The sequence below is a fragment of the Brevibacterium aurantiacum genome, assembly GCF_003932995.1.
GTDB classification, from domain to species: domain Bacteria; phylum Actinomycetota; class Actinomycetes; order Actinomycetales; family Brevibacteriaceae; genus Brevibacterium; species Brevibacterium aurantiacum.
In genome coordinates this window covers 3900208-3922721 of sequence record NZ_CP025333.1, presented here as the reverse complement: position 1 = coordinate 3922721, position 22514 = coordinate 3900208, and the positions used below count along the sequence as shown (strand labels likewise).

Here is a 22514-nt window from a genome sequence, read left to right as displayed (position 1 = left end):
AATACCAAGTTTCCTAAACTGATGAATACACACTATTGAGCTTGTGGTCGGAGGATATTGGAAACTCTGGATACCCGTGGTCTCTCGGCCCTGCGCGCGATCGCCGAGTCCGGTTCGGTTGCCGCCGCGGCGACCACGCTGGGGTGGAGCCAACCCACCGTCAACCATCACCTGCGCAATCTGGAGAGGGCACTGGGCTCGACCTTGATCGAGAAGAGCCCGCGGGGATCGCAGCCGACAGTGGTCGGCGGCCTTGTCGTCTCCCGTGCCGTGGAGATCCTGGGACTGTGCGAGCGCCTCGGCGCCGAGGTGGCTCTGTGGCGTGAAGATCAGGCGGTTCCGGTTCGCATCGGGGCCGTTCCCACGGTCGGTGCCCGAGTGATCCCGAAGCTGCACAACCAGCTGCAGAAGCGTGCGCGCTGGCAGACCCCTGACGAGATGGCCACTGTTCTTCCCGCACCTGCTGATATGACGGCCGCGGCACTCGATGTGACCATGGATGAGCATGCGAAGCTCGTCGCCAGGCTGGAATCCGGAGACCTCGACCTGGCGCTGCTCGTCTCCACCGACATCGACAAGACGTGGATCCCGTCGACACTGAAGGCCAAGCACCTGTATTCGGAGCAGCTCTTCCTCTGCGTGCCGAAGTCCGTCGGTCCGGTCTCTTTCGATGCTCACGGGATGCCCGATCTCACGGCCTTGGTGTCCCAGACCTGGGCGTTCAGCATCGATCCCGGAGATGCCATCGACGAGGTAGTTCGGTCGTTCTGTGTGGCCGCCGGCTTTGAGCCGCGGGTGGGCATGCGGATGGATGACTACGCCGCGATCATCCGGATGATCGCGGCCGGGTTGGCGGTCGCAGTGATCCCTGATTCCTCGGTCCCCGAGGACCCGACGGTCGAAGTCATCCCGATGCCGATGGACGCCTGCCGCCGCGACGTCCTCCTCGTATCCCGCGCACGGTCGGGGGAGTCGACCGCGAAGGTCACACGGCACGACCCGATCATCGCCGCCCATCATGCCGCCGTCGCCGAGGTGGTCGCTGACGTGGGAACCGTCACCGCGCAATGGCGGTGACGCAACGGATGCAACGACGGTGATGCGCTGGTGGTGACTGCTCAGTGGGGGTTCCAAGCGTCTTCGATTGCGACCTTCTCGGTCACCTCGGCGGGCAATGTCTTCGAGGCCAGAGCCTCGATGGTCACCTGCTCGAGGACATCGCGGAGGGCGAAGCGGGCCGCGATCCACACCTGTTGGAGGGATTCGGCGGCATCGTCGTACTCGACGGCCTCAGGTCGCTGGCCGTAGATGGAGACCAGCGGTCCGTCGACGGCGCGGATGACATCGGCGATGGTGGTTGCGCTCGCGGGCTTCGTCAGTGTCCAGCCGCCGGACTTGCCGCGGACCGAGGCCACGATCTCGACTCGGCGCAGGTCGGCGAGGATGGCCTGGAGAAATCCCTTGGGGATGTTCTGTCGCTTTCCGAGCTCATCGGCGCTGATGGGGCCGCCGTCGCTGACGTTGGCGATCTCGATCAGGGCCCGCAGGGCATAGTCGGATTTCGTGGTGACCCGCATGCCGTCATAGTAACAGCGGGCTCACCGGCACCCCTGCGAACCGGCACCCCGGCTTGAGCCGGGGAACCGGCCGTCTGCGGTGCTCAGCTTCCGGTGGTGACTTCGGCGCCCACCTCGGCGAGGGATTCGGTCTGACGGGTGCGGCGCTCAAGGCGAACCGCATGCACGATGAGTGCGATCCAGGCTGCTGCGAGGGCGATGAGGGTGATGGTGACCGTGGTCGACGATGCTCCGAGGGCCAGGGCGATCGTGCGTGCGTTGGTGAGGATGATGATGCCGCCGGCGGCGATCGCCAGCACCCGTGCGGGCAGGATCTTGACCAGCCAGGCGGCGATGGGTGCGGCGATGACACCGCCGACCAGAAGCGCCCCGGCGATCGACCATTCGATTCCTGAAGAGCCCAGCGCGAAGAGGAACCCGAGCGAGCCGCCGACCGCGACGACGAATTCGCTGGTGTCGATCGACCCGACGACCTTGCGTGGTTCCAGTCGCCCCGATGACAGGAGAGTGGTGGTCCCGACCGGGCCCCAACCGCCTCCGCCGATGGAGTCCAGCGCTCCGCCGACAAGTCCCATGGGAACGAGCAGCTTCACTCCGGGCCGGCCCTTGAACTCGGGGCGTCGACCGCCGAGGGCGAGGAAGCGCCAGATCACATAGATTCCGAGGGCCAGCAGGATGCCCGAGATCCACGGTGTGGCCGCATCACCGTTGAGGCTGGTGAGGAAGGTGGCGCCGGCGAAGGCACCGACGAAGCCGGGGATCGCGAGGATCGAGACCGTCTTCCAGTCGACGTTGCCGAACTTGTGGTGGGAGATGCCGGAGACCAAAGACGTGCCGATCTCAGAGAAGTGCACCGCCGCCGATGCTGTGGCCGGCGCGATCCCGGCCGCGAGCAGCAGGGTCGTCGACGTCACTCCATAGGCCATGCCGAGGGAGCCGTCGATGAGCTGGGCAAGAAGCCCGACGAATCCGAGGACGATGAGCTGGCGCATAGTGGTGACCTTTCAGCAAGCTGAAGATTGTTGAGCAATTCGTTCGCTGCCAACAATACCCACTAAGTCGATCCGATTACTAGACTATGAATTTCTGTGACGTTTCGAGACCTTGCGCGTCACAGGGACAGGGCGGTCTTTGAGACATAACGAAGCACCGAGGTAGACGTACCCCGGTGCTTCGAGTCTGGCCCAGGCGACCAGCAATGTCGGACCGTCGGGACCTTTTACAGGGCCAGAACTGCCGGAACCGTGAGGACGGCGACGTAGTAGCCCATAAATTGGACGCCTGCGTGCATGCCGATCATTCTGTTGAACAGACCACCGACCAGTCCCACAGTGATGGTCACGCCGAGTGCGAGCAGACCACCTTCGTAGAGGCAGATGACGCAGATGAGCGCGGCGAATCCGGCGATGATCGCCTCGTGTGAGACCGATTTCATCACCCAAGTAGCAGCCCTGTGGGCGTTCCTCATCACGAAGGGGTAGGCGACTGCAACTGCGATGACCGCGGCGATGACCGAGAAGAGCGCGAACTCACCGGTCGACAGCAGGTCGTGCAGATTGTTCGTCTCGCCCGTCTCCGCATCGAGGGTGTAGACCGGCGGCGCGTTGAACAGCGGCGCTGCCGGGCCCGCGGCCATCGGCGAGAGAGGGAGGCCGATGGCGATCAGCGGGATCAGTGTCTCGGCGATATAGGTCGACTCGGTGGTTCCGTTCCTGACGGACACGACCGTAGTCAGTCGATGGAAACCGTTCTTGATTCGGCTGCCGGCGATCTCACCCATGAGCACCGCCATGGCGACTGGTGAGAACACGAAGGTTGCGCTGGTGATGACGGCCGAACCGCTCGTGTAGGCCAACTGCTTTCGGTCCAGGACCTTGAAGGGGTTCGGTAACTTTGCCCCACCCGCAGGCCGGACGTCGGGCGCGAGGTCGAACTCCCGCTTGCCTGCCTGAGTCATCGACCGACGGCCCGCGGGGGACAGGGCAGAGAACAGATCGTAGATGAGCGGACCGGTCGCGATGCCCAGGAAGAAGGAGGTTGTGAACGTCGCGTCCTTCTGTTCGAGGATGAATGCCTGCAGCCCGACGATGATGAGGACGAAGGGGATCAGTGCGACGACTGCCGCCAGCTTTCCCTTCGACGTGTACGCGACGAGCACGGCCGCCGCGATGAAGATCCACGGGGCTGCGGCACCGATGGCCTCGGCGAACGGAGTGAGGACCAGTGCGAAGAGGATCGACAGAGGAATCGCGATGATCACCGCGATCACGCCGCCGGAGATGGCCTTCTGCAGGGCGATATGAGGCACTCCGAGAGAACGCAGCAGCTGTGCTTCGCGCAGCATCGGCACGGCGGTGGTGTCGCCGGGTATCCCCAACAGTGTTGTGGGCACGGCGTGAGAGATGTGCTTGGCGATGATCGCTGCCAAGAAGAAGGCGATGACGCCGGCCGGCGGTACTCCGATGAGGATGACGAGCAGTGCCAGGGGTGCGACGATCGCTGTCTCGTCGGTGCCTGAGATGAGGCCGATTCCGGTGAAGAGCACCGCGGCCAGCAGGGCCATGCCGATCGCCCACAGGATCGGCTCAATGAGATCCGCGCTCACAGCTGTGCACCCTTCGCCCGGTTCTCATGGTTCTCGACCAGAGCGTCGAAGAGCCCGAGTGCTCGGATCTCCTCCTGCACCCCCGGTTTGAGATCGCGGGGGTCACCCAGGTCGCCGTACTCTTCGACGACTTCGTCAATGACCTCCTGTCGGTTCCGTGTATCGGCCTCTGACTGCGTGATCACCCGCTTGGGCTTGAACAGGATCCCGGCGATCACGGCACCGATGATGCAGCCGACGATCCCGATGAGAAGAGCGTAGGAATGCCCCAGTTCCGGATCGCCGGTGGTCGTGAAGAGATGGTCGGAGATGAGGAAAGCGGGAACCGCCACCCCAATTCCGATGGCAATGCTGCCGACAAGGTGTTTTGAGTCGACAGTGTCATTCCAGACTTCGAGCAGCTGTGGCATCTTCGCCTACCTTCTGTTGATGAACGGTCTGTTGTGAACTGTGGTGCTACTGATTGACGATGGCTGCCGAGGTGGCCGACGCCAGTGGCTTGCCGAGTTGCTGACTCAGCCATTGGCTCGTCTCCGCGACTGCGCGGATGTTGACTCCGGTCGAGATTCCCAGACCGTCAAGCATCCACAGGAGATCCTCAGTTGCCAGGTTTCCCGTCGCTGAGCCTGCGAACGGGCAGCCACCTACCCCACCGGCCGAGGCGTCGAACTCGGTCACTCCCAGCTGGAGGGCGGCGTAGACGTTCGCCAGCGCCTGACCGTAGGTGTTGTGGGTGTGCAGCGCGATCGACTCGACCGGGATGCCGTCGTCGATCAGGGCCTGCAGAACCGCGGTGACGTGACCAGGTGTGGCGGTGCCGATGGTATCGCCGAGCGAAAGCGACGAGCAGCCGGCTTCCAGCAGTCGATGAGATGCCGTGACCACACGCTGTGGGTCCACCGGGCCTTCCCAGGGATCGCCGAAGACCATGGACAGATAACCGCGCACGCGCATTCCCGCCGAGGTGGCCGCGGCCGCCACGTCAAGGTTGCGTGCCGTGGTCACTTCGAGGCTGTCGCCGAGGTTGGCCCGAGAGAAGGCTTCCGTGACACTGACGAACACAGCGATGTCCTTGGCGCCCGCGGACATGGCATCGGCGAGTCCGCGCTGGTTGGGCACGAGGACTGGGTAGGAGATGTCCGAGTCGAGGTCGAGCTCGTCGAGAACTGAGCGGGTGTCAGCCATCTGCGGAACGGCCTGAGGGGACACGAAGCTGCCTGCTTCGATGGACTTCAGACCGGAATCGGCCAGTCGGGAGATGAGCTGGGCCCGAACCTCGGCGGGCAGGGTGAGAGATTCAGCCTGTAGCCCGTCCCGAGCACTGACCTCGTAGACCCTGACCTGAGTCGGAAAATCGTCATGGGTGAAGACCTGTGGGAGTGAGTCCATCATTTCTGTGCACCTGAGCGAAGATCGGCGAGGATGGCCTGAACCCGATCGAAGCGGAAGGCCTTCTCTTCGATCAGCTTCTCCACGATGATCTTGGCCTCTTCGGCGGTGGCGCCTGCGGACACGGCAAGATTCTTCGCATGCAGCGACATGTGACCGCGCTGCACACCTTCGGTGGCCAGAACCCGCAGCGCCGCCAGGTTCTGCGCCAGACCGGCTGCGACGATGATTTCGGCCAGGTCCTTCGCGGTGCTCACTTCGGCGACCTGGAGGGAGGTGCGGGCCGCAGGGTGGACCTTCGTGGCACCACCCACGAGACCGACGGGCATCGGCATCTCGAGGTTGCCGACGAGGTTGCCTTCGGCGTCCTTTTCGAACGTGGACAGTGAGGTGTACCGACCGTCGACCAGGGCATGCGAATGGGCGCCGGCTTCCACCGCGCGAGTGTCATTTCCGGTGGCCAGGACGACAGCGGAGATGCCGTTCATGATGCCCTTGTTGTGAGTGGCGGCCCGGTACGGGTCGGCTGCCGCCAGCTCGTAGGCGTGGAGGATGTTGTCGACGACTTCGGCTCCACCCAGGAGTTCTTTGTCGAAGACGGCGCGCGCTCGGCTCAGGCGAAGATCTGCCTTGTTCGTCAGGATGCGCAGCAGTGCGTCGCCCTCGGCGATCGCCGCAAGGCTGCTCGACACCGCCTCTGCCATGGTGTTGACCGCATTGGCTCCCATGGCATCGCGGACGTCGACGTGGAGATGGACAACGACATAGGTTGCCGACTTCGCCTCGACGAGGCGAACATCGAGGCCCTTGACTCCTCCGCCGACCTCGACGAGCTTCGGATCCTGCGCATTGGCCAGGTCGATGATCTCGTCCTGGCGTTCGAAGATACGGGACCGTGCGGCATGAGGGTCTGCCACATTGATGAGCTGGATCTGTGCCTGCATGATCGGCTGGGTCGAGCTGGTGAAGAACCCGCCTGTGGGCCGTGCCATCCGTGCGGCGTTGCTGGCTGCGGCGATGACCGATGCCTCTTCGGTGGCCATGGGTACGAGGACATCAGTGCCGTTGATCGTGAAGTTGGTGGCGACTCCCAACGGCAGGGAGAAGACACCGAAGACGTTCTCGCTCAGGTTGGCGGCCTGCTCGGGGCCGAACGCAGTCGCATCGATCTGGGTGAACACCTCGGTGTCGAGCCCGGTTGCCTCGGCTACTGCCGTGCGACGATCGTTGACCGACTTATTGCGGAAGTCGGCGATACGACTGTTCTCTGCCATGGTGTGTCTCCTGTCGAGTCTTCTTCGAATCTGTGTCTGCCGACTGCGGCTGCCGAAAGCGGCCGAGCTGAGCCGGTCAGAGCGTCTGCGCAGAGTAATTCCGCGCAGAGTTCAGTCAAACACTTCAGGACTCGAACACCTATGGCCGTTGCAGCCAGTAATATTGTCCGCTCATGGCCGTATCGGCCAGGGCTGCTGGCTCATACCCGGGTAGGTTCAGTCCTTCTGCCGGAGCTGATCCAGGCGGAGTGCGACGTGGAGACGGAACGCGTATTCGGGCGCTCGCCAGTCGTTGTCGAGTACCGTATCGATGCGCTCCAGCCGCAGTTTGACGGTATTGATGTGAACCGAGAGAGCAGCGGCGGTGCGGCTGACGCTGCTGCTGTGTTCGAAGTAGGTGCGCAGTGTGGTGATCAGATCGGCCGATTGCCGCCGATCCCATTGTCGCAGCGGGCCGAGCATGCGCTCCATGAACTGTCCGACGTGTTCGGGGGCTGAGCCGAACATCGCCGTGTAAGGAGCGAAGTCCTCAGTGGGGCGGACGCCTGTGGTGATCGAGAGCGAGTTGAGCACACGCACGCACGACCAGAGTTCGTCTTCTGCGGTGCGCAGCTGCGAACGCTGAAATTCAGTGTCGGAGACAACGACCAGGCACTCGCGCAGGACGTCTGAGGCGGTGAGCAGCTCATTCAGCTGCGTTCGGCTTCGATGTGCCGAACGGGGCAGCAGCACGGTCAGGCCCGGGGAACGTTGAGTCATGAGAATCCGCGGCTCGATCCGAGCCAGATACGAACCGATGCGGTCGAAGTCGTTGGGGCCGGCTTGAACCACGATGAGCTGCCAGGGGCCGAGGAGGGTGAAGTTGCTGGAACGCGCTCGCGCTCGCAACTCGTCGAGACTTCTGGTGTCGGCGATCAGATCGACGGCCAGTTCGCCGCGCACACGGTTCTCCGCGTCGGCACGTGACTGCTCGTTCATCTGAATGAGTGCCAAAGACTGTGCGGCCTGCGCGACGATGCTGTGGTCGCCGTCTTTGGGGTCGTTGTGGAAGAGCACGAACAGCCCGCTGTGCTGACGTCTGTTCGACGCCACCGAGGCAGCGATGAGTCGCTTGGCGTGGGCGATCTGGACGCTTCGTCCGGTGCGGTGACTGGTGTCCAACGCCGCAAGAATGTCATCTCGACTCACGTCGGCCTCGGCGAGGAATCCCTCGTCTGCTGGGAAATCGGGGGAGTCAAGGCTCCAACTGTCCACGATGAGCACCTCGGCACGGAGGGTCTCGGCAATGACTTTCGTGACGGCTGCTGCACCGTGGCCCTGCAGCACCAACTGGGTCAGCTGCTCTTCGACCTCGACGAGGCGCTGCAAGGTGCTCGCCTTGGCCGCGGCCAGTTCTTCTGAGGCAGCAGACAGTGCGGCCGCTTCGGCGAGTTCGCCCATGAGTCGGGCGGTCTTGAGAATCACCGAAGCGTGGTCTGCCAGAGCAGAGAGCAAGGTGATCTCATCTGCCCCGAAGTCATGGGGGTAGCGATTCGCCGCGAACAGAGCGCCGAGGACTTCACCGTCGACGACCATGGGCACTCCGAGGAGTGACTCCATGCCTTCTGCCTTGACTGCTGAGTCGACACGCCGCTCATGCGGCAGTTGAGTCAGGTCGTAGTCCGAGGTCCAGTGGGCAGCCCGATCGCGGACGACACGGCCTGCGAGCCCAACTCCGGGTGGTACTCGCAGCGCCGGGAGTTGGAGCGAAATGGCCCCGCGGCTGGCTCTGACGTTGAGCTCGTCGGTTTCCGGGTTGTATTCCGAGAGATAGGCGATGTCGCAGCCGATCAACGACTTGGCTCTGTCGACGAGCTTCTGCAACAGGCGCTTCGTGTCTCTGACCTGGATGAGCTCTGAGGCGCTTTCGAGCAGGGCTGCGCGTTCATGGTCCTTCTGGCGCCAGCGAACCATAGTGGTGGACAGGTCGAGAAGCGAGTCGATGAGGGTCGACTGCGGCCCGAGTTCTGCCTTCAACGAGCCGCGATCGACGGGGTTGCCGCGCGCGATCAGACTGATAGCCCGTGCGACGGAGTCCACTGCTACGGTCTCTGGTCCTGTCGAGCGCTCCGTCATGGGGCCATTATCTCAGCCTCAGCTCACCCCGCCGCCGGCGACATCTCCTGAACGGTCGGCAGCTCGCAGGTGCTGGGTGCGTTCTGCTTGTAGCCGGAGAGGAACTCGCCGAGGCGGTTGATCGATTCGTCCAGGACCTCGACGGAGGGCAGGGTGACGAGTCGGAAGTGGTCGGGGCTCGACCAGTTGAAGGCGGTGCCGTGGGAGACGAGGATCTTCTGTTCGCGCAGCAGGTCGAGGGCGAACTGTTCGTCATCGGTGATGTTGAATTTGTCGACGTCGAGTTTCGCGAACATGTAGAGGGCACCGCTGGCTCGGTGCGCGGAGACACCGTCGATGGAGTTCAGCCCCTCGTGCGCGAGGTTCATCTGCGCGCCGAGGCGGCCCTGCGGCAGGACCAGGTCCTCGATCGACTGCTTGCCGCCTAGTGCTGCCTGAATTGCGTGCTGGGCGGGAACGTTGGCGCACATGCGCATATTGGCCAGGAGTTTGATGCCTTCGAGGTAGCTCTTGGCCTCGGACAGCGGTCCGGTGATGGCCAGCCAGCCGGCGCGGTAGCCGGCGATCCGGTAGGCCTTGGACAGTCCCGAGTAGGTCAGGCACAGGACATCGTCGCCGGTGAGAGTGGCCATATTGACCATTTCGACATCGTCGTAGGTGATCTTTTCGTAGATCTCATCGGCGAAGACGATGAGGTCGTGACGACGGGCGATGTCAACGATCTTCTTCAAGGTTTCGCGCGAGTAGACGGCGCCGGTGGGATTGTTCGGGTTGATGACGACGATGCCGCGGGTGTTCTCGGTGATCTTCGATTCGAGATCCTCGAGGTCGGGCTGCCAGGCGGTGGCTTCGTCGCACAGGTAGTGCTTGGGGGTGCCGCCGGCCAGGGCGACCGATGCCGTCCACAGGGGATAGTCGGGGCTGGGGACGAGGATCTCGTCGCCGGGATTGCATAGCGCCTGCAGGGACAGGGTGATGAGTTCGCTGACTCCGTTGCCCAGGAACACCTCGGAGGTGTCCAGATTGTGGATGCCACGAGTCTCGTAATACTGGACCACGGCCCGGCGTCCGGAGAGGATCCCGCGCGAATCGGAATAGCCCTGCGCAACGGGAAGCTGCTTGACCATGTCGTGCACGATCGCCTCGGGGGCTTCGAATCCGAAGGGTGCAGGGTTGCCGATGTTGAGCTTGAGGATGGTGTGGCCCTTGGCCTCCATCGCCTCGGCCTCTTCGAGGACGGGTCCCCGAATGTCGTAGAGGACGTTGGCCAATTTCGACGACTGCCTGTACATGTGAACCGTGAAAACCTTTCAGACGACGTTTGCTATCTCCACGTTATGACCCTCGCCGAGGTGGTTCTGACCAATCAGAGGCCCGTTTCGTGAACCTTTGCCCGGGCGAGCGGACTATTCACCAGACCTTTGGTGGACCAAGTCACTTGACGTGCCCGATCATCGGGGGTCTCATTCACAGTATGACAAGCATCGCGATCCAGACGCGAAGTCTGCGCATCCGCCGGGGTTCCAACATCGTCATCGACCGTCTCGACCTTGAGGTCCCGCGTGGTGCGATCGTTGGCCTGCTGGGGCCCAGCGGCAGCGGGAAGACGACGCTCATGCGGGCCATCGTCGGCGTCCAGGTGGTCAAGAGCGGCACGGTCAGCGTCATGGGTCAGCCTGCGGGAGCCGCGTCGCTGCGGCATCGGGTCGGCTATATGACGCAGCTGGCCAGCATTTATGAAGATCTCTCGGTACGGCAGAACCTGCGCTACTTCGCGCGCATCCAGGGGGCACCTAAGTCCGATGTCGATCGGGTCATCGACCGTACCGACCTCGGCGGGCAGGCCGATCAATTGGCCAGAACGCTTTCAGGCGGTCAGGCGAATCGTGTGTCGTTGGCGGCCGCGATGCTCGGGTCGCCCGATGTGCTCGTCCTCGACGAGCCTACGGTCGGCCTCGATCCTGTGCTGAGGTCGGATCTCTGGAACATTTTCCGCCGCCTCGCCGACGAGGGATCGACCCTGCTGGTTTCGAGTCATGTCATGGACGAGGCGACTCTATGCGACCGCCTGCTTCTCATGCGCGAAGGCGCGGTCATCGCCGACACGACACCGAGCGAACTCCTGGAGACCACGGGGGCGGCGACCGCGGAGGACGCGTTCCTGCGCATCATCACTTACGATTCTGCTGCGGCGCGGAGAATTCTGACCTCCACCTCGAAGGCGGCTCCAGGCAAGGGGCGTACGAGGGGTGCGCAGTGAGTCCGATGCGAACGCTGGCCACAGCGGGCCGCGTCCTTCTGCAGATCCGCAATGACCCGCGCACGATTGCGCTGCTGCTTGTCGTGCCCAGCCTCCTCATCGGGCTTGTGGCATGGATCTTCGACGAGACTCCGGTCTTCGATCGAATCGGACCCGCGATGCTTGCGCTCTTCCCTTTCATCGTTATGTTCCTCGTCACGAGCATCGCCACGCTGCGCGAACGTCGCAGCGGAACGCTCGAGAGACTGCTGTCGATGCCGATGGGGCGCGGCGATTTCATCCTCGGCTACACGCTGGCTTTCGGGCTGCTCGCCGTCATCCAGACGGCGATCGCGGTGGGCTATGCCACGTGGGTCTGCCGACTCGAAATCGAAGAGTCGGTGCTCCTGCTCTTCGCCGTCGCAATAGCCGATGCGCTTCTCGGTACGGCCTTGGGATTGCTGGCCAGCGCCTTTGCTCGCACCGAGTTCCAGGTTGTGCAGTTCATGCCGGTATTCGTTTTCCCACAGATTCTTCTCGGCGGCATCTTCCTGCCTCGGGACCAGCTGCCAGATGTCCTCGAGACGATCGGCGACTGGTTGCCGCTCTCCCATGCGATCGATGCACTGACGGCGGTGTCGACGGGCAACGAAGACGCCGCGTACATCTGGCTTCGCATCCTCTTCATCGGATGCTGGATCATCGGTGCCATCATCGTCGGTTCGCTGACTCTGCGCCGGCGGACGCCGTAGGACTCACACGCTCACACTCTCTGAAGCTCACGCCACCTGACGGTCGCTGCTCAGCATCCCGAAGATGAGGGTGTCAGTCCACTCGCCCTTCGACCACCAGTCCCGGCGCAGGTGAGCTTCCTGCTGCATGCCGATGCGGGTGGCCAGCTTCGCCGAGGCGGTGTTCCGGGCATCCATCTGTGCAACGACCCGATTGAGTCCGTAGTGGTCGAAGCCGATATTGAGCATGGCAGTGGCCGCTTCAGAGGCGAATCCATGGCCGCCGGCCGCAGGGTTGAGAACCCAGCCGATCTCGGCCTTCTCCGATGACTCGCCATCGAACCAGATCGCGATGTCGCCGATGACGACCGAGCCCTCGATGCCCTCGAGCCCGTCCGCAGTTTCGATGACCAGCGCGAGTGCGCGAGCCTCAGTGCCCAGGCCGGTTCTCGGAATACGCTTGGACACCTCTGTTCGCGCCACCTCGGCGGTCCAAGGCTCGCAGAGGAGGAATCGCGCGACGTCTTCGCGGGAGTAGATGGGCAGCAGCGCCTCGGCGTCGGATTCTCGATATGCACGCAGATTGAGTCGGTTGGTGGACAGCGGCAGTGGCAGCTCCGGCGAATTCATATGAGTAACGCAATCACGAGTCACAGCGGTGTGCAAGGGGTTGGAGTCAGCTGTCCCGGCTGCTTGAGCTGCTGCGTTTCCGGGCTGTGCGGACGGCGAAGGTGCCTGCAGCCAGGAGTCCTGCCGCTAAGAGGAGCGCAGCGAAGACATTTGCACCGGTGCGAGGCAGATCCCCACCTGGATCGGATGATCCGTCGGCATCGGCAGACGACGTCGAATCAGCGGACACGCTTGCCTCGGCAGAAGTGCTTGTTTCTGCGGATCCTCTGGAATCGGTCGAAGTATCAGCGGAGCTGGCAGATGAACCAGCAGACGAGTCGTCGGCATCTGCGGAGCTCCCTGCATCAGAAGAGCCATCGGCAGTGGAATCCTCGTCGCTGGACGCATCGCTGGGGTCAGTCGGTGAGTCTGTGGGCGTCGGTGACGAAGTAGGGGTCGGAGCGGTGCCGCCTTCACCTTGAGCGGTCACGATGATGCGGAACCGTGCCTGTTCTCGCTGTGTGTCGTTTCCCGAAGACTCTGGAAGGTGAACGCGGATCGTAATGGTGGCCTCGTCGTCAGGCGACAAGCTCCCGAGCCAGAAGGGGGATTCGGCATCGAGTCCCTCGCCCAAGGGGACCGTTGTCGAGCTTCCGAGCCCATCGATTGTGAGGTCAGCGTCGTCGTGCAGCGGTCCATGTGGCGACTGTGATTCGAATCGGACGCCTGTCTTCACAGATTCGTCGGTGTTCTGGGAGACGATGAGCGTCTCTTCGGTAGTGCTGCCAGGGACGAGGGTCGTATCTGTCAACAGTTCCTTAGGCGTGCTGCCATCCGGGAGGGTGACAGCGAGCTGTCCTTGGGCGTTGGCGGGGGACGGGGGAGTCGCCGTTAAGACAAGGAAAACAGCTGAGGCTATTGCAACAGCCTTCGTAAGAGCCGCTCGAGGAGTGCTGAGTCTCATCGGACGAAAACCTCGAGGACCATGTCATCGGTCGGGGCAGTTGATCCCCACCATTCCATGACGACCCATTCCACCTGGCGTCCGTCTGTGCTTGCCGGGCCTGTGCCGTTTGCGAAGGGCGGTTTGGGCGAACCGGAATAGGCGGTGAGATTCACGGGCTGTTCTGTCGGTCTGGTAACAACTCCCCCCGTCCAGGTCCCAGCATTTTTCCAGTACGACGAGGCGAGGTACTCAACACTGTTCTTCGCCTCCCGTGTGCCTGCCGTGTCGGCTTGGAAGCCAGCGGAGAAAGTGGGGTAGGGGTCGATGTTCAGTGTGCACAGGATAGTGAGGCACGTGGGCGACGCGGAGGTGGACGATCTGTCCCGGCCTGACGACATCAGCCATGTATAGCGCTGTCGATCATTGAGAATGAGCCCTGCGCCCAGGAGGTTGGTCGAACCTTCTCGATGGAGCTTTGCCAGTTGGGCGCCGAAATCGCTGGTGAGGCTGAGACGGTGCGAGGCGAATCCATCGCCTCCCACTCGATTGAGCCAGTTCATGGTGCCTTGATTGCTCGAGGCATTCCTCCAGGAGGTGATCTTGATCGATGAACTGGTGGTGAGCGAGCTGCTTTGGCAAGCCCAAGCGCGCACACCAAGACGACCATCACCCCCGCCTGGCCCGAACTCTCCGTTGCGGACGACGGGGACGATGATCATGGATGAAGTGCCGGATCCGCTCCATTGGTGAGTTGGGAAATCTTTGAGCCGGTAGACATTCGGTTGCTTCTCCGGGGTCGGCACCGAGCACCACCGGCCTGTACCTCCGGACGTGTCGGCTGCGGTCTTTGTGTCGGTGAGGTAAGCCGTGGTGAACCCGATGGGGAGGACGAGGATGAGCGCGGCGAACACGGCCGCAATGGTCCAGACTTGCCGCGCATGCCCGTTCGAGCTTGGATTTCTCATGAACGGCCGGCTTGCTTCAACTTCGCGGAGTTCTTCATTGTGAAGACTTGATGGGTAGAAGTGTTCGCGCTGCGGTATTTGAGCAGTTCAACGGCGACATCGACTGTTTTGCCCTGCGAATTCGTAATCGTGGCAGGCATTGAGATGGTGAGTTCGACGTTCACCGTTTTACCGGGTTTGAGCGGCTCACCGAGTGCGATCGTGTGAGAGAAGCCTGTAGAAGTGAACGCGGAGTTCGGAATCGTGCGCGCGTTTCCTGCGACAGTGGCCGAGGCGCGAAGATAGGGAAGGATCGCTGCGTAGTCAGCCGCACTCGAGATCGATCCCTTGATTTCGAGTGTTCCGCCGGCGGCGACGTCAGAGTCTGAGGAATTTGTCACGGTGTAGGTCCAGCGCTGCGCTTGGATTCCCGGGATGATTCCGCGGCTGCCATTTGTCGGATAGATGCCTGGGCTGGTTCCGGTCTTGACAGCGCTCGGACCGGTCTGCGCGATTTCGGCTCGGAGATCGCCGGCGGTGATCGTCGTGCGTTCGGAACTGTCGGAATCCGACCACGCCGCGTAGGTGGCATTGCCGCCGAGGAGGAGAGCACCCGCGGCCGCAGCAGCGACGGCGACGAGTATGGCGCGGCGTACGGGCATGCGCAGACTCCTCGGACTTTGAAGCGATGGAAGGTGAAACGATCACCGAGGTTGGGGCACGGCCGATGCCGACCCCAACCTCGGCTGCGTCAGATTCAGTTGCCTGGAACCTGGGTGAGTGTGTAGTCGACAGCGAAGTTCAGTGATCCGAGCTTCGCCGGGTTGTAATCGCCTTCGGCACCCCATGGGAAATTGACCGTTGTGGTGACTTCGACATTCCCGGTGCCTTCGCCCGTCAGCTTGCCATTGTCGAATGAGAGGTCGCCCGTCGCTCCAGTGATTCCGGTAGCGGCGAGATCTTCTGTCTCAAGCGCTTCTGCCAGAGCCGCGTCGTTTGCTTCGCCGCCGGCTGCGGTGACATCGATGGCGCCGTCGAACTGTGCCGCGATGTTCTCACCCTCAAGGGTGACAGGGATGTCCTGGGTGTAGGTGAGGATGTCGCCCGGGACGATCTGATCGGACGCGGGGGTGAATGCGACGGGGTCGGTAGCAGCGCCTGAGCCGTCGCCGGCGTGGCTGATCTCCCAACCGCCGCCGGCCGGAGTGCCGAGCTCGAGAGTGCCGGCAGTGATCACTCCGTCACCTCCTGACTCTTCGTCGGTCCAGAATGCGACGGTGCTTGCACCGCCGACGAGGAGAGCGACGCCGATGCCGCCTGCGATGAGTGCTTTCGTGGATTTCTTCAAGGTCAGTCCTGAGGGTGAGTGGATGAAAAAGGAATGAAAGTCGCCGCGAGCCACCCGCTCCTACTATGGCAGGCGTTGTCTACAGCTACTACTTAGATGGTAGCCAATATCAGGCGGACCAGCAATGTAGTTTTGCGCACATGCTTTTTAATGTCTGGCGCGCTTCGATTGAACCGTTTCGCCAGAATTCCTTGTATCCTCAGAATTATTTCTATGACCTAAAGCGCTTCTGATCAGAACAATCACTGCATAGGCGATGAGCGCGATGCCCAGGCCGGTGGCAAGCCCCTCCCTCGCCCCCATCGGAACGAGCTGACCCAGGTAGCCGACGAAGGGCACGTGATAGCTGACAACTCCACGGATCTGCTCGGGCCGTACCGGCTCAGGATCGGGAGAGGTGTTCGCGTCCCCTTGTGTTTTGAACCGAGTCTCTCCGTCAATGTTGTCGACCCCGATGACGCGGTGAGTGACCGTCAGCGGCTCACCTGAATTCAACTGATACGTGACCACATCGCGAAATGCCACCGTGTCGGGACTGACATGTTTGGAGACGACGACCGAGCCGGTCGGAATGGTCGGCTCCATCGAACCGGAGACGACAGTGAAAGGCTCGGCTCCGATGATGCGGGGGACGAGCACCGTGACCACGATGATGAGAGCGAAGACGCCTGCGATGAACCAGGCGATGGTCTGCAGCCCGATGCTCAGTACTCGCCGCCACGCTGGCTGCGATACCTTCGTCTCCGCACGCGAGCGCTCCTTGCGACTCAGCTCAGATTGCTCTTTCGCCACTGCTGCGGACCCCTTTTGAGAAATGATTCACGGTTCTTAACGTCCAGTGTGCCAGGAGACGAAGAGAATCGTTCGCGAACGTAGTGACAAATGGCATCATCAGGTGCGCCTGTATCTTCCTAATCTGAAGTCATGAGCACACAGACGAATAATCCACTTAAACGATCTGAGCAGGCAGCCATGCCTCCAGCCGTGACCCTTGACCACTTGACGAAAAGCTTCGGCAGTCTCACAGCCGTCGACGACATCGACCTGAGCATCCGGCCCGGTGAGGTGGTGGCCTTCCTCGGCCCCAACGGTGCAGGCAAGACTACGACCATCGATATGCTCCTCGGGCTCTCCCGACCCGATGAGGGATCGGTCGAGATCTTCGGTATGCCGCCTCGGCGAGCAGTCAGTCGTGGACTGGTCAGCTCGGTGATGCAGACCGGGGGGCTCCTCGATGACCTCACGGTGCGCGAAACGGTCGAATACACCTCGGCGATCTTCGCTTCCTCACTAGACGTCGATGTCGTCCTCGAACGGGCCGGCATTGCCGACATCGCCCACTCGGTGGTCAAGAAGTGCTCGGGCGGACAGAAGCAGAGGCTGAGATTCGCCATGGCACTGCTGCCGGACCCTGCGCTCATCGTCCTCGACGAACCGACCACAGGCATGGATGTCACCGGGCGCCGGGATTTCTGGCATGAGATGCGCGCCGACGCACTGCACGGGAAGACGATCCTCTTCGCCACCCACTACCTCGAAGAGGCCGACGAATTCGCCGACAGAGTCATCCTCGTGTCAGGCGGTCGCATCGTCGCCGACGGTCCCGCTCATGAGATCCGGGCCATGGCCTCGGCAAAGACCGTCAGCGCCACCCTTCCCAATTCAGGTGCCGATGACCTCATCACGCTGCTTCGCGGCTTGGCCGGAGTCGAATCCGTCGATAGGCAGGGACGGCGTCTGAAGATGCGGACCACGGACTCGGATTCGGTCGCACGCACAATGTTCGACCATGCCTGCACCGCCCTGGAGATCACCTCCCACTCGCTCGAAGACGCCTTCATCAGCCTCACCTCAAGCAGCAGTCCCGCCTCAAGCAATAGTCCCAGCCCCACCTCGAACAGCACTCTGACCTCGAAAGGGGCATGACATGTCCACCCCGATACCTCACCCGACAGCCACCGAGACCGCAAGCTCAGCGACCGCAGCCACCGAGACCGCCAACCCTGCGACAGCCAACCCAGCGACCGCCTCGGCGACGGCCTTCCTCGAATCTCTTGACGCACGCAGACCACCGCGACTGGGCGGATTCTCTTCGACACTGGTGCGACTCGAGTTGCTGCGCAAGCTGCGCAATCGACGCACCCTCATCTTCACCATGGTCATGCCTGCGGTCTTCTACCTCATCTTCGGACTGACCAACCGCGGTCAGATGCTGGGCAACACAGACGCGGCACTCTACATCTCTGTGTCCCTGGCGACCTACGGGGCGATGGTGGCGACGACCACCGGCGGTGCCCAGGTAGCCGTCGAGCGGGCACTGGGCTGGAGCCGACAGCTGGCACTGACCCCGTTGCATCCGGCGGCCTACATCATCACCAAGGTGCTCGTCTCGATGGTCCTGGGTGCGATGTCCGTCATCGTCGTCTTCGGGCTCACCGCGGTCACCGGAGTTCATGCACCACTGGGCACCATGGTCGTCTGCGGTCTCCTCGTCGTTCTCACGTCCTCAGTGTTTGCGGCCTTCGGCGTCATGCTCGGCTATCTGCTTCCTGCCGAAAACGCCATTCAGATCTCCAGCATGGTCCTCGGCATTTTCTCCCTCATCGGCGGACTCTTCGTTCCCCTCGCCGTGTGGCCCGAAACTCTGCAGACGATCGCCCGCTTCACTCCGGCATACGGGGCGGGGGAAATCGCCCGCGCGCCACTCGGCGGGGGTTACGATCAGTGGGCAGTGGTCAATATCCTCGTCTGGTTGGCTGTCTTCATCGCCGGTTCGGCCTGGGCTCTGCGCAAAGACACCACCAGGGTGTGAGCGATACCAGCAGCGAAGGAGGGAAGTCGCAGTGACCTCAGAATCACCAGTGCGACTTCCCTTCATCAGGTGGTTCTTCCCCGCCATCTGGATGGTCTTCCTCGTCTACCCAGTGACCGGGGCATGGGACCAGACCGGTGCCGTCCGGTACTGGGGTGTGGGACTGACTGTCCTCTTCGCAGCGGTGTTCTACCTGGCTATGTGGGTCAGCGGGCTCAACCTCGGCACCTTGTCTCGAAGCACAGGTTCCGACCCTGTGGGTGTAGGACAGAGGGGGCCACGGGGTGAGGTTGGTTCCCGGCGACTCCCAGTCATCATCTGCCTCGTTGCGATGATCGTCATCGGCCTCATCGTCACCGATCTCATCGGTGAGGAGGGACTGTCGTTCCTCGCCTACGTCTCCGTCATCCTCGTCATCGTGGTCCGGCGGTTGGTGCCTGGACTGATCGTGGCCGGTCTGACGCTCATCGCCGCCGAGGTGACCCAACGTCTCGTGCCCGGCTGGACCCACGACTACGCCACCACCTTCGGCATCTCCATCTCGAGCTTCGCCATGGTCATGGCCATCATGGCCGGCGATCGAGCCCGTGCAGCGCGTGCGGCCGAGGAGGAGAACCGCCGACTCGAACACGAGGCTGAACGGCTGCGGGTATCCCGGGACGTCCACGACGTCCTCGGCCACTCCTTGACCGTCATCGCACTCAAAGCCCAGTTGGCCGCGAAGCTTCAAGCTGCTGGTGCGCCGGAGGCTGCGAAGCACATCGGCGAGATCGAACAGTTGGCGCGGGGTGCCCTGGCCGATGTGCGCACCACGGTGCAGGGAACACGATCGATCTCCTTGGCAGAAGAACTCGTTGCGGCCACCCGAGCGCTGCGCGCCGCTGGCATCGAGGTCGAGGCGCCCACGTCGGTGGACAGTGTCGATGCGCAGCTGCGTGAACTCTTCGCCTGGAGCGTGCGCGAGGGCAGCACCAATGTCCTCCGCCATGCCCAGGCCAGACGCTGCGCGATCACCCTCGAACCCGATCGGCTGACGATCCGAAACGATTCCTCAGGTGAACGCTCCGACCTCGCCGAGGTGGGTGCCGGTTCCGGTCTGCGTGGCCTGAGCGAGCGGGCGAAGGCGGTGGGCGCCGTTGTCACGACTGAGAACACCGACGAGGGATTCGTCCTGAGCGTCGAACGCCAGGAGGCATCCGCATGACTACATTGCTTATCGCCGATGACCAGACCATGGTCCGAGAAGCGCTCGCCGCACTGCTCGGAATGGAACCAGACTTCGAGGTCATCGCCCAATGCGCGCGCGGTGATGAGGTGCTGCCAGCAGTTCGTCACCGGTCTCCTGAGGTGGCGCTGCTCGACGTCGATATGCCCGGCCTAGACGGTCTCGAGGTTGCGGCCTTACTGGCCGAAGAGTTTCCGCAGGTCAGAGTTGTCATCGTCACGACCTACGGGCGTCCGGGGTGGGTGAAGCGAGCCCTCGACGCCGGCGTGAGCGGGTTCATGGTCAAGGACGCACCGGTCGACCGCCTCGCCGAGGGGATCCGCCGTGTCATGGCAGGCCTTCAGGTCATCGACCCCGAACTCGTCGTCGAATCCACCGTTCACGGGCGCTCGCCGCTGACCGAACGGGAGACCGAGGTCCTGCGGGCCGCTGCAGACGGTGGCAGCGTCGGCGAGATCGCCTCGGCGCTGTTCATCTCCTCCGGCACCGTGCGCAATCGACTGTCGGCAGGCATCGGCAAGACCGCCGCCCGCAACCGCGCCGACGCCGTGCGCATCGCTCGCGACAACGGCTGGCTGTAGAAACTCACCCCTTCGACCTGCTCAGCGCCTGCTTCCACGACACCTTCGGACCCGACTGCAGGATGGAGCGTTCGAAGATCCGGGTCGCCAGCAGCAGAGCCAGAATCGTGGTGACTGCCAGGATGAGCAGCGATACCAACGGCTCCCACCATTCGATCGTGCCGAGGAAGACGCGCATCGGGACCGCGACCGCTGCGGAGAACGGTATGTAGGACATCACAGCCATCACGGCCTCGTTGGACGAGAAGAGGATGACCGCCATATAGGGCAGGAAGATGAGCATCATGATCGGGCTGGACGTCGAGCCCAGATCTTCCGTCCGAGAGACCATCGATGCGGCCGCTGCATAGAGGGAAGCAATCATGACGAAGCCGACGATGAAGAGTGGAATGAACCAGGCGATCGGCTCCGTGACCTTGCCGAGGACCAGATCGTTTCCGCTGATGGCGGCGCCGATGAGGACGGAGAGCGCGGTCAGTCCGATCTGTGCGAAGGCGAGGAGGGAACACGCAAGAACCTTGCCGAACATCAGCACCTTCGCCGAGGTGGAGGCCAGCAGGATCTCGACGATCCGGGACTGCTTCTCCTCCACCACAGAGGAGGCGATGGTCGTTCCGAAGGTCACCGCCGACATGAAGAACACAAGGCCGAGGCCCAGTCCGATCATGTAGGTCAGGCCCGGATCCGGGGCGTCGGGGTCGAGGAGTTCGACAGTCGGGACCTGGCTGAGCTCGCCGGTCAGCGACTCGGGTGCGGAGCGTTCGGCGATGACGGTGACACCGACCGGGGACGCCGGGTCATCGACGACAGCAGCCGTGACGTCTTCCGACTTCACAAGTTCCTTCGCCTCATCGACGCTGTCCACGGAGACGAGTTCGATCCCGTCGATTCCTTCGACAGCCTGTGCCCCCGCCGAGGTGACCGCCACTTTGTCCGTGGAGGAGAACAGTGAGGGCAGCGACCCTGACACCGCGACGAGTGCACCGAAGAGGACGATGCTCAGCAAGGTCGAGACCATGAACGCCTTCGACTTGATGCGGACCATGATCTCGCGTTCGATGACGAGGCCGATGGCGGTGGTGAAGCTGGCGCGCGGTGTCTGCGCTGTCGTCGCCAGCCCGGACTTCTTGGGGACGTTGGTGTCGAGCGAGTTCGAATCCTGTTGGATGCTCATGCCTGCGTGACCTCCTGGAAGAGACGGTTGAGGGCGACGGTGTGCGGGGCGAAGGACTTCACGGAGGACACGGTGATGGCCTGGTGCAGGACCGCCTCGGCGATGTCCGGATTCGGTGCGGCGAAGCGCACCCAGTTGCCGTCGAACTCGACGACGGTGATGTCGGGGATCTCGCGCACCCAGCCCATGTCCGTATCGGTCTGCAGTATCCACTCAGGGGTGCTGCGCTGACTGCGCAGCTCATCGGCGGTGCCGCCCGCAACAAGCCGGCCGCCGTCGATGATGACGAGGTCGTCGACGAGACGCTCGACCAGGTCGAGCTGGTGACTGGAGAAGAGGACGGGTGCACCGGTGTCGGCGAAGTCCTTGAGCACCTCGAGGGTGCGTTCGACGGCGACGGGATCGAGTCCGGAGAAGGGCTCGTCGAGGACCAGGGCACGGGGGCGGTGGATGAGCGCGGCAGCGATCTGCACCTTCTGCTGGTTGCCGAGGCTCACGGCCTCGAGGTTGTCGCTGGGTTTGCCGTTGAGGTCGAGCTGCTCGAGGAGTTCGAGGCCACGTCGACGGGCGGAATGGCGGCTGAGGCCGTGGAAGCGGGCGAGGTAGATGAGCTGATCGATGATCGGCATCTTCGGGTAGAGGCCGCGCTCCTCGGGCATGTAGCCTATCGCGCTGCGGTGCGCGGGAGTGATGGTCTCGCCGTCGACGGTGATGCTCCCGGAGTCCGCGGCGAGCACGCCGAGGATGATGCGCATGGTCGTCGTCTTGCCGGAGCCGTTGGAACCGACGAACCCGGTCATCCGCCCCGAGCCGATGGAGAAGGACAGGTCGTGAAGAACCTGTTTGTCGCCGAAGCTGCGAGAAATTGAGTCCAAGGTGATCATGACTCAAACCTATGCGGTGCCTCGGCGATGCGAATCCGTCGTTCGGGCTATTTCGGCCTCA

23 protein-coding genes are annotated in these 22514 nt (G+C 62.9%); 7 read left to right on the top strand and 16 right to left on the bottom strand.

What is annotated here, in order from left to right; genetic code table 11:
• Window positions 1–57 precede the first annotated feature (57 nt).
• The gene (locus tag CXR25_RS18060) at window positions 58–1077 is read left to right on the top strand and encodes a LysR family transcriptional regulator (protein WP_125240846.1); all 1020 of its coding nucleotides are present in this window, start codon (window positions 58–60) and stop codon (window positions 1075–1077) included.
• 41 nt (window positions 1078–1118) lie between these two features.
• Here CXR25_RS18060 and CXR25_RS18055 read toward each other — a convergent pair whose 3' ends face one another.
• The 8 genes from CXR25_RS18055 to CXR25_RS18020 all read right to left on the bottom strand — a co-directional run bounded on the left by CXR25_RS18055 (window position 1119) and on the right by CXR25_RS18020 (window position 10252).
• Window positions 1119–1577: an RrF2 family transcriptional regulator gene (locus CXR25_RS18055; RefSeq protein ID WP_069601130.1), complete on the bottom strand. Its 459-nt coding sequence runs from the start codon at window positions 1575–1577 to the stop codon at window positions 1119–1121.
• Window positions 1578–1660: 83 nt separating this feature from the next.
• Window positions 1661–2569 carry a sulfite exporter TauE/SafE family protein gene (locus CXR25_RS18050; protein WP_069601129.1) on the bottom strand — a complete coding sequence of 303 codons (909 nt, stop codon included), beginning with the start codon at window positions 2567–2569 and terminating at the stop codon, window positions 1661–1663.
• A 227-nt stretch (window positions 2570–2796) separates the two neighbouring features.
• Complete coding sequence (locus CXR25_RS18045; RefSeq protein ID WP_096157790.1) at window positions 2797–4182, bottom strand: tripartite tricarboxylate transporter permease; 1386 nt, start codon at window positions 4180–4182, stop codon at window positions 2797–2799.
• Window positions 4179–4592, bottom strand: coding sequence for a hypothetical protein (locus CXR25_RS18040; RefSeq protein ID WP_096157789.1), 414 nt, complete (start codon window positions 4590–4592; stop codon window positions 4179–4181). Before CXR25_RS18040 ends, CXR25_RS18045 begins: the two co-directional genes overlap by 4 nt.
• A 46-nt stretch (window positions 4593–4638) precedes the next feature.
• On the bottom strand, window positions 4639–5574 hold the full coding sequence (locus CXR25_RS18035) for a hydroxymethylglutaryl-CoA lyase (RefSeq protein ID WP_226824091.1): 936 nt from the start codon (window positions 5572–5574) through the stop codon (window positions 4639–4641).
• Complete coding sequence (locus CXR25_RS18030; protein ID WP_257944406.1) at window positions 5571–6875, bottom strand: hydroxymethylglutaryl-CoA reductase, degradative; 1305 nt, start codon at window positions 6873–6875, stop codon at window positions 5571–5573. Before CXR25_RS18030 ends, CXR25_RS18035 begins: the two co-directional genes overlap by 4 nt.
• A 186-nt stretch (window positions 6876–7061) precedes the next feature.
• On the bottom strand, window positions 7062–8960 hold the full coding sequence (locus CXR25_RS18025) for a helix-turn-helix domain-containing protein (RefSeq protein WP_125240845.1): 1899 nt from the start codon (window positions 8958–8960) through the stop codon (window positions 7062–7064).
• A 23-nt stretch (window positions 8961–8983) separates the two neighbouring features.
• On the bottom strand, window positions 8984–10252 hold the full coding sequence (locus CXR25_RS18020) for a pyridoxal phosphate-dependent aminotransferase (RefSeq protein ID WP_101598076.1): 1269 nt from the start codon (window positions 10250–10252) through the stop codon (window positions 8984–8986).
• 182 nt (window positions 10253–10434) lie between these two features.
• Here CXR25_RS18020 and CXR25_RS18015 point away from each other — a divergent pair, with 182 nt between their 5' ends.
• Complete coding sequence (locus CXR25_RS18015; RefSeq protein ID WP_114319959.1) at window positions 10435–11220, top strand: ABC transporter ATP-binding protein; 786 nt, start codon at window positions 10435–10437, stop codon at window positions 11218–11220.
• On the top strand, window positions 11217–11951 hold the full coding sequence (locus CXR25_RS18010) for an ABC transporter permease (RefSeq protein ID WP_096178216.1): 735 nt from the start codon (window positions 11217–11219) through the stop codon (window positions 11949–11951). The genes CXR25_RS18015 and CXR25_RS18010 overlap by 4 nt, the downstream gene beginning before the upstream one ends.
• A 27-nt stretch (window positions 11952–11978) precedes the next feature.
• Here the strand turns inward: CXR25_RS18010 and CXR25_RS18005 are convergent, their stop codons facing one another.
• The 6 genes from CXR25_RS18005 to CXR25_RS17980 form a co-directional block, all read right to left on the bottom strand.
• Window positions 11979–12560, bottom strand: coding sequence for a GNAT family N-acetyltransferase (locus tag CXR25_RS18005; protein WP_101557461.1), 582 nt, complete (start codon window positions 12558–12560; stop codon window positions 11979–11981).
• Between the two features lie 46 nt (window positions 12561–12606).
• Window positions 12607–13350, bottom strand: a complete 744-nt coding sequence (locus tag CXR25_RS18000; protein ID WP_096178221.1) for a hypothetical protein — start codon at window positions 13348–13350, stop codon at window positions 12607–12609.
• 149 nt (window positions 13351–13499) lie between these two features.
• Window positions 13500–14450 (bottom strand): hypothetical protein, encoded by a 951-nt coding sequence (locus CXR25_RS17995; RefSeq protein ID WP_125240844.1) that lies wholly within the window; start codon window positions 14448–14450, stop codon window positions 13500–13502.
• Window positions 14447–15091, bottom strand: a complete 645-nt coding sequence (locus CXR25_RS17990; RefSeq protein ID WP_096178227.1) for a SipW-dependent-type signal peptide-containing protein — start codon at window positions 15089–15091, stop codon at window positions 14447–14449. Before CXR25_RS17990 ends, CXR25_RS17995 begins: the two co-directional genes overlap by 4 nt.
• Window positions 15092–15186: 95 nt before the next feature.
• Window positions 15187–15777: an alternate-type signal peptide domain-containing protein gene (locus CXR25_RS17985; protein WP_164513861.1), complete on the bottom strand. Its 591-nt coding sequence runs from the start codon at window positions 15775–15777 to the stop codon at window positions 15187–15189.
• Between the two features lie 147 nt (window positions 15778–15924).
• Window positions 15925–16569 carry a signal peptidase I gene (locus tag CXR25_RS17980; RefSeq protein WP_164513860.1) on the bottom strand — a complete coding sequence of 215 codons (645 nt, stop codon included), beginning with the start codon at window positions 16567–16569 and terminating at the stop codon, window positions 15925–15927.
• Between the two features lie 207 nt (window positions 16570–16776).
• On the opposite strand from CXR25_RS17980, the gene CXR25_RS17975 reads away from it, so the two are divergent.
• The 4 genes from CXR25_RS17975 to CXR25_RS17960 are packed head-to-tail and all read left to right on the top strand — an operon-like array spanning window position 16777 to window position 20395.
• Window positions 16777–17703 (top strand): ABC transporter ATP-binding protein, encoded by a 927-nt coding sequence (locus CXR25_RS17975; RefSeq protein WP_338027621.1) that lies wholly within the window; start codon window positions 16777–16779, stop codon window positions 17701–17703.
• A 1-nt stretch (window position 17704) separates the two neighbouring features.
• Entirely contained in the window at window positions 17705–18589 is an 885-nt protein-coding gene (locus CXR25_RS17970; protein WP_096178238.1) for an ABC transporter permease, read from the top strand.
• A 31-nt stretch (window positions 18590–18620) separates the two neighbouring features.
• Window positions 18621–19793: a sensor histidine kinase gene (locus CXR25_RS17965; RefSeq protein WP_096178241.1), complete on the top strand. Its 1173-nt coding sequence runs from the start codon at window positions 18621–18623 to the stop codon at window positions 19791–19793.
• Window positions 19790–20395 carry a response regulator transcription factor gene (locus CXR25_RS17960; RefSeq protein WP_096178244.1) on the top strand — a complete coding sequence of 202 codons (606 nt, stop codon included), beginning with the start codon at window positions 19790–19792 and terminating at the stop codon, window positions 20393–20395. The genes CXR25_RS17965 and CXR25_RS17960 overlap by 4 nt, the downstream gene beginning before the upstream one ends.
• 4 nt (window positions 20396–20399) lie before the next feature.
• On the opposite strand, the gene CXR25_RS17955 is transcribed toward CXR25_RS17960, so the two are convergent.
• Together CXR25_RS17955 and CXR25_RS17950 are read right to left on the bottom strand one after the other, a co-directional pair.
• Complete coding sequence (locus CXR25_RS17955) at window positions 20400–21569, bottom strand: ABC transporter permease (protein ID WP_096157782.1); 1170 nt, start codon at window positions 21567–21569, stop codon at window positions 20400–20402.
• Window positions 21566–22453, bottom strand: coding sequence for an ABC transporter ATP-binding protein (locus CXR25_RS17950; RefSeq protein WP_125240841.1), 888 nt, complete (start codon window positions 22451–22453; stop codon window positions 21566–21568). The genes CXR25_RS17955 and CXR25_RS17950 overlap by 4 nt, the downstream gene beginning before the upstream one ends.
• Window positions 22454–22514: the final 61 nt, after the last annotated feature.

What these genes read in the sequence shown, in the direction of transcription:
- CXR25_RS18055 (WP_069601130.1), bottom strand. Translation starts at nt 1,577, where the DNA reads ATGCGGGTCACCACGAAATCCGACTATGCCCTGCGGGCCCTGATCGAG.
- CXR25_RS18050 (WP_069601129.1), bottom strand. Translation starts at nt 2,569, where the DNA reads ATGCGCCAGCTCATCGTCCTCGGATTCGTCGGGCTTCTTGCCCAGCTC.
- CXR25_RS18040 (WP_096157789.1), bottom strand. Translation starts at nt 4,592, where the DNA reads ATGCCACAGCTGCTCGAAGTCTGGAATGACACTGTCGACTCAAAACAC.
- CXR25_RS18035 (WP_226824091.1), bottom strand. Translation starts at nt 5,574, where the DNA reads ATGATGGACTCACTCCCACAGGTCTTCACCCATGACGATTTTCCGACT.
- CXR25_RS18025 (WP_125240845.1), bottom strand. Translation starts at nt 8,960, where the DNA reads ATGACGGAGCGCTCGACAGGACCAGAGACCGTAGCAGTGGACTCCGTC.
- CXR25_RS18020 (WP_101598076.1), bottom strand. Translation starts at nt 10,252, where the DNA reads ATGTACAGGCAGTCGTCGAAATTGGCCAACGTCCTCTACGACATTCGG.
- CXR25_RS18015 (WP_114319959.1), top strand. Translation starts at nt 10,435, where the DNA reads ATGACAAGCATCGCGATCCAGACGCGAAGTCTGCGCATCCGCCGGGGT.
- CXR25_RS18005 (WP_101557461.1), bottom strand. Translation starts at nt 12,560, where the DNA reads ATGAATTCGCCGGAGCTGCCACTGCCGCTGTCCACCAACCGACTCAAT.
- CXR25_RS17995 (WP_125240844.1), bottom strand. Translation starts at nt 14,450, where the DNA reads ATGAGAAATCCAAGCTCGAACGGGCATGCGCGGCAAGTCTGGACCATT.
- CXR25_RS17990 (WP_096178227.1), bottom strand. Translation starts at nt 15,091, where the DNA reads ATGCCCGTACGCCGCGCCATACTCGTCGCCGTCGCTGCTGCGGCCGCG.
- CXR25_RS17970 (WP_096178238.1), top strand. Translation starts at nt 17,705, where the DNA reads ATGTCCACCCCGATACCTCACCCGACAGCCACCGAGACCGCAAGCTCA.
- CXR25_RS17960 (WP_096178244.1), top strand. Translation starts at nt 19,790, where the DNA reads ATGACTACATTGCTTATCGCCGATGACCAGACCATGGTCCGAGAAGCG.
- CXR25_RS17955 (WP_096157782.1), bottom strand. Translation starts at nt 21,569, where the DNA reads ATGAGCATCCAACAGGATTCGAACTCGCTCGACACCAACGTCCCCAAG.
- CXR25_RS17950 (WP_125240841.1), bottom strand. Translation starts at nt 22,453, where the DNA reads ATGATCACCTTGGACTCAATTTCTCGCAGCTTCGGCGACAAACAGGTT.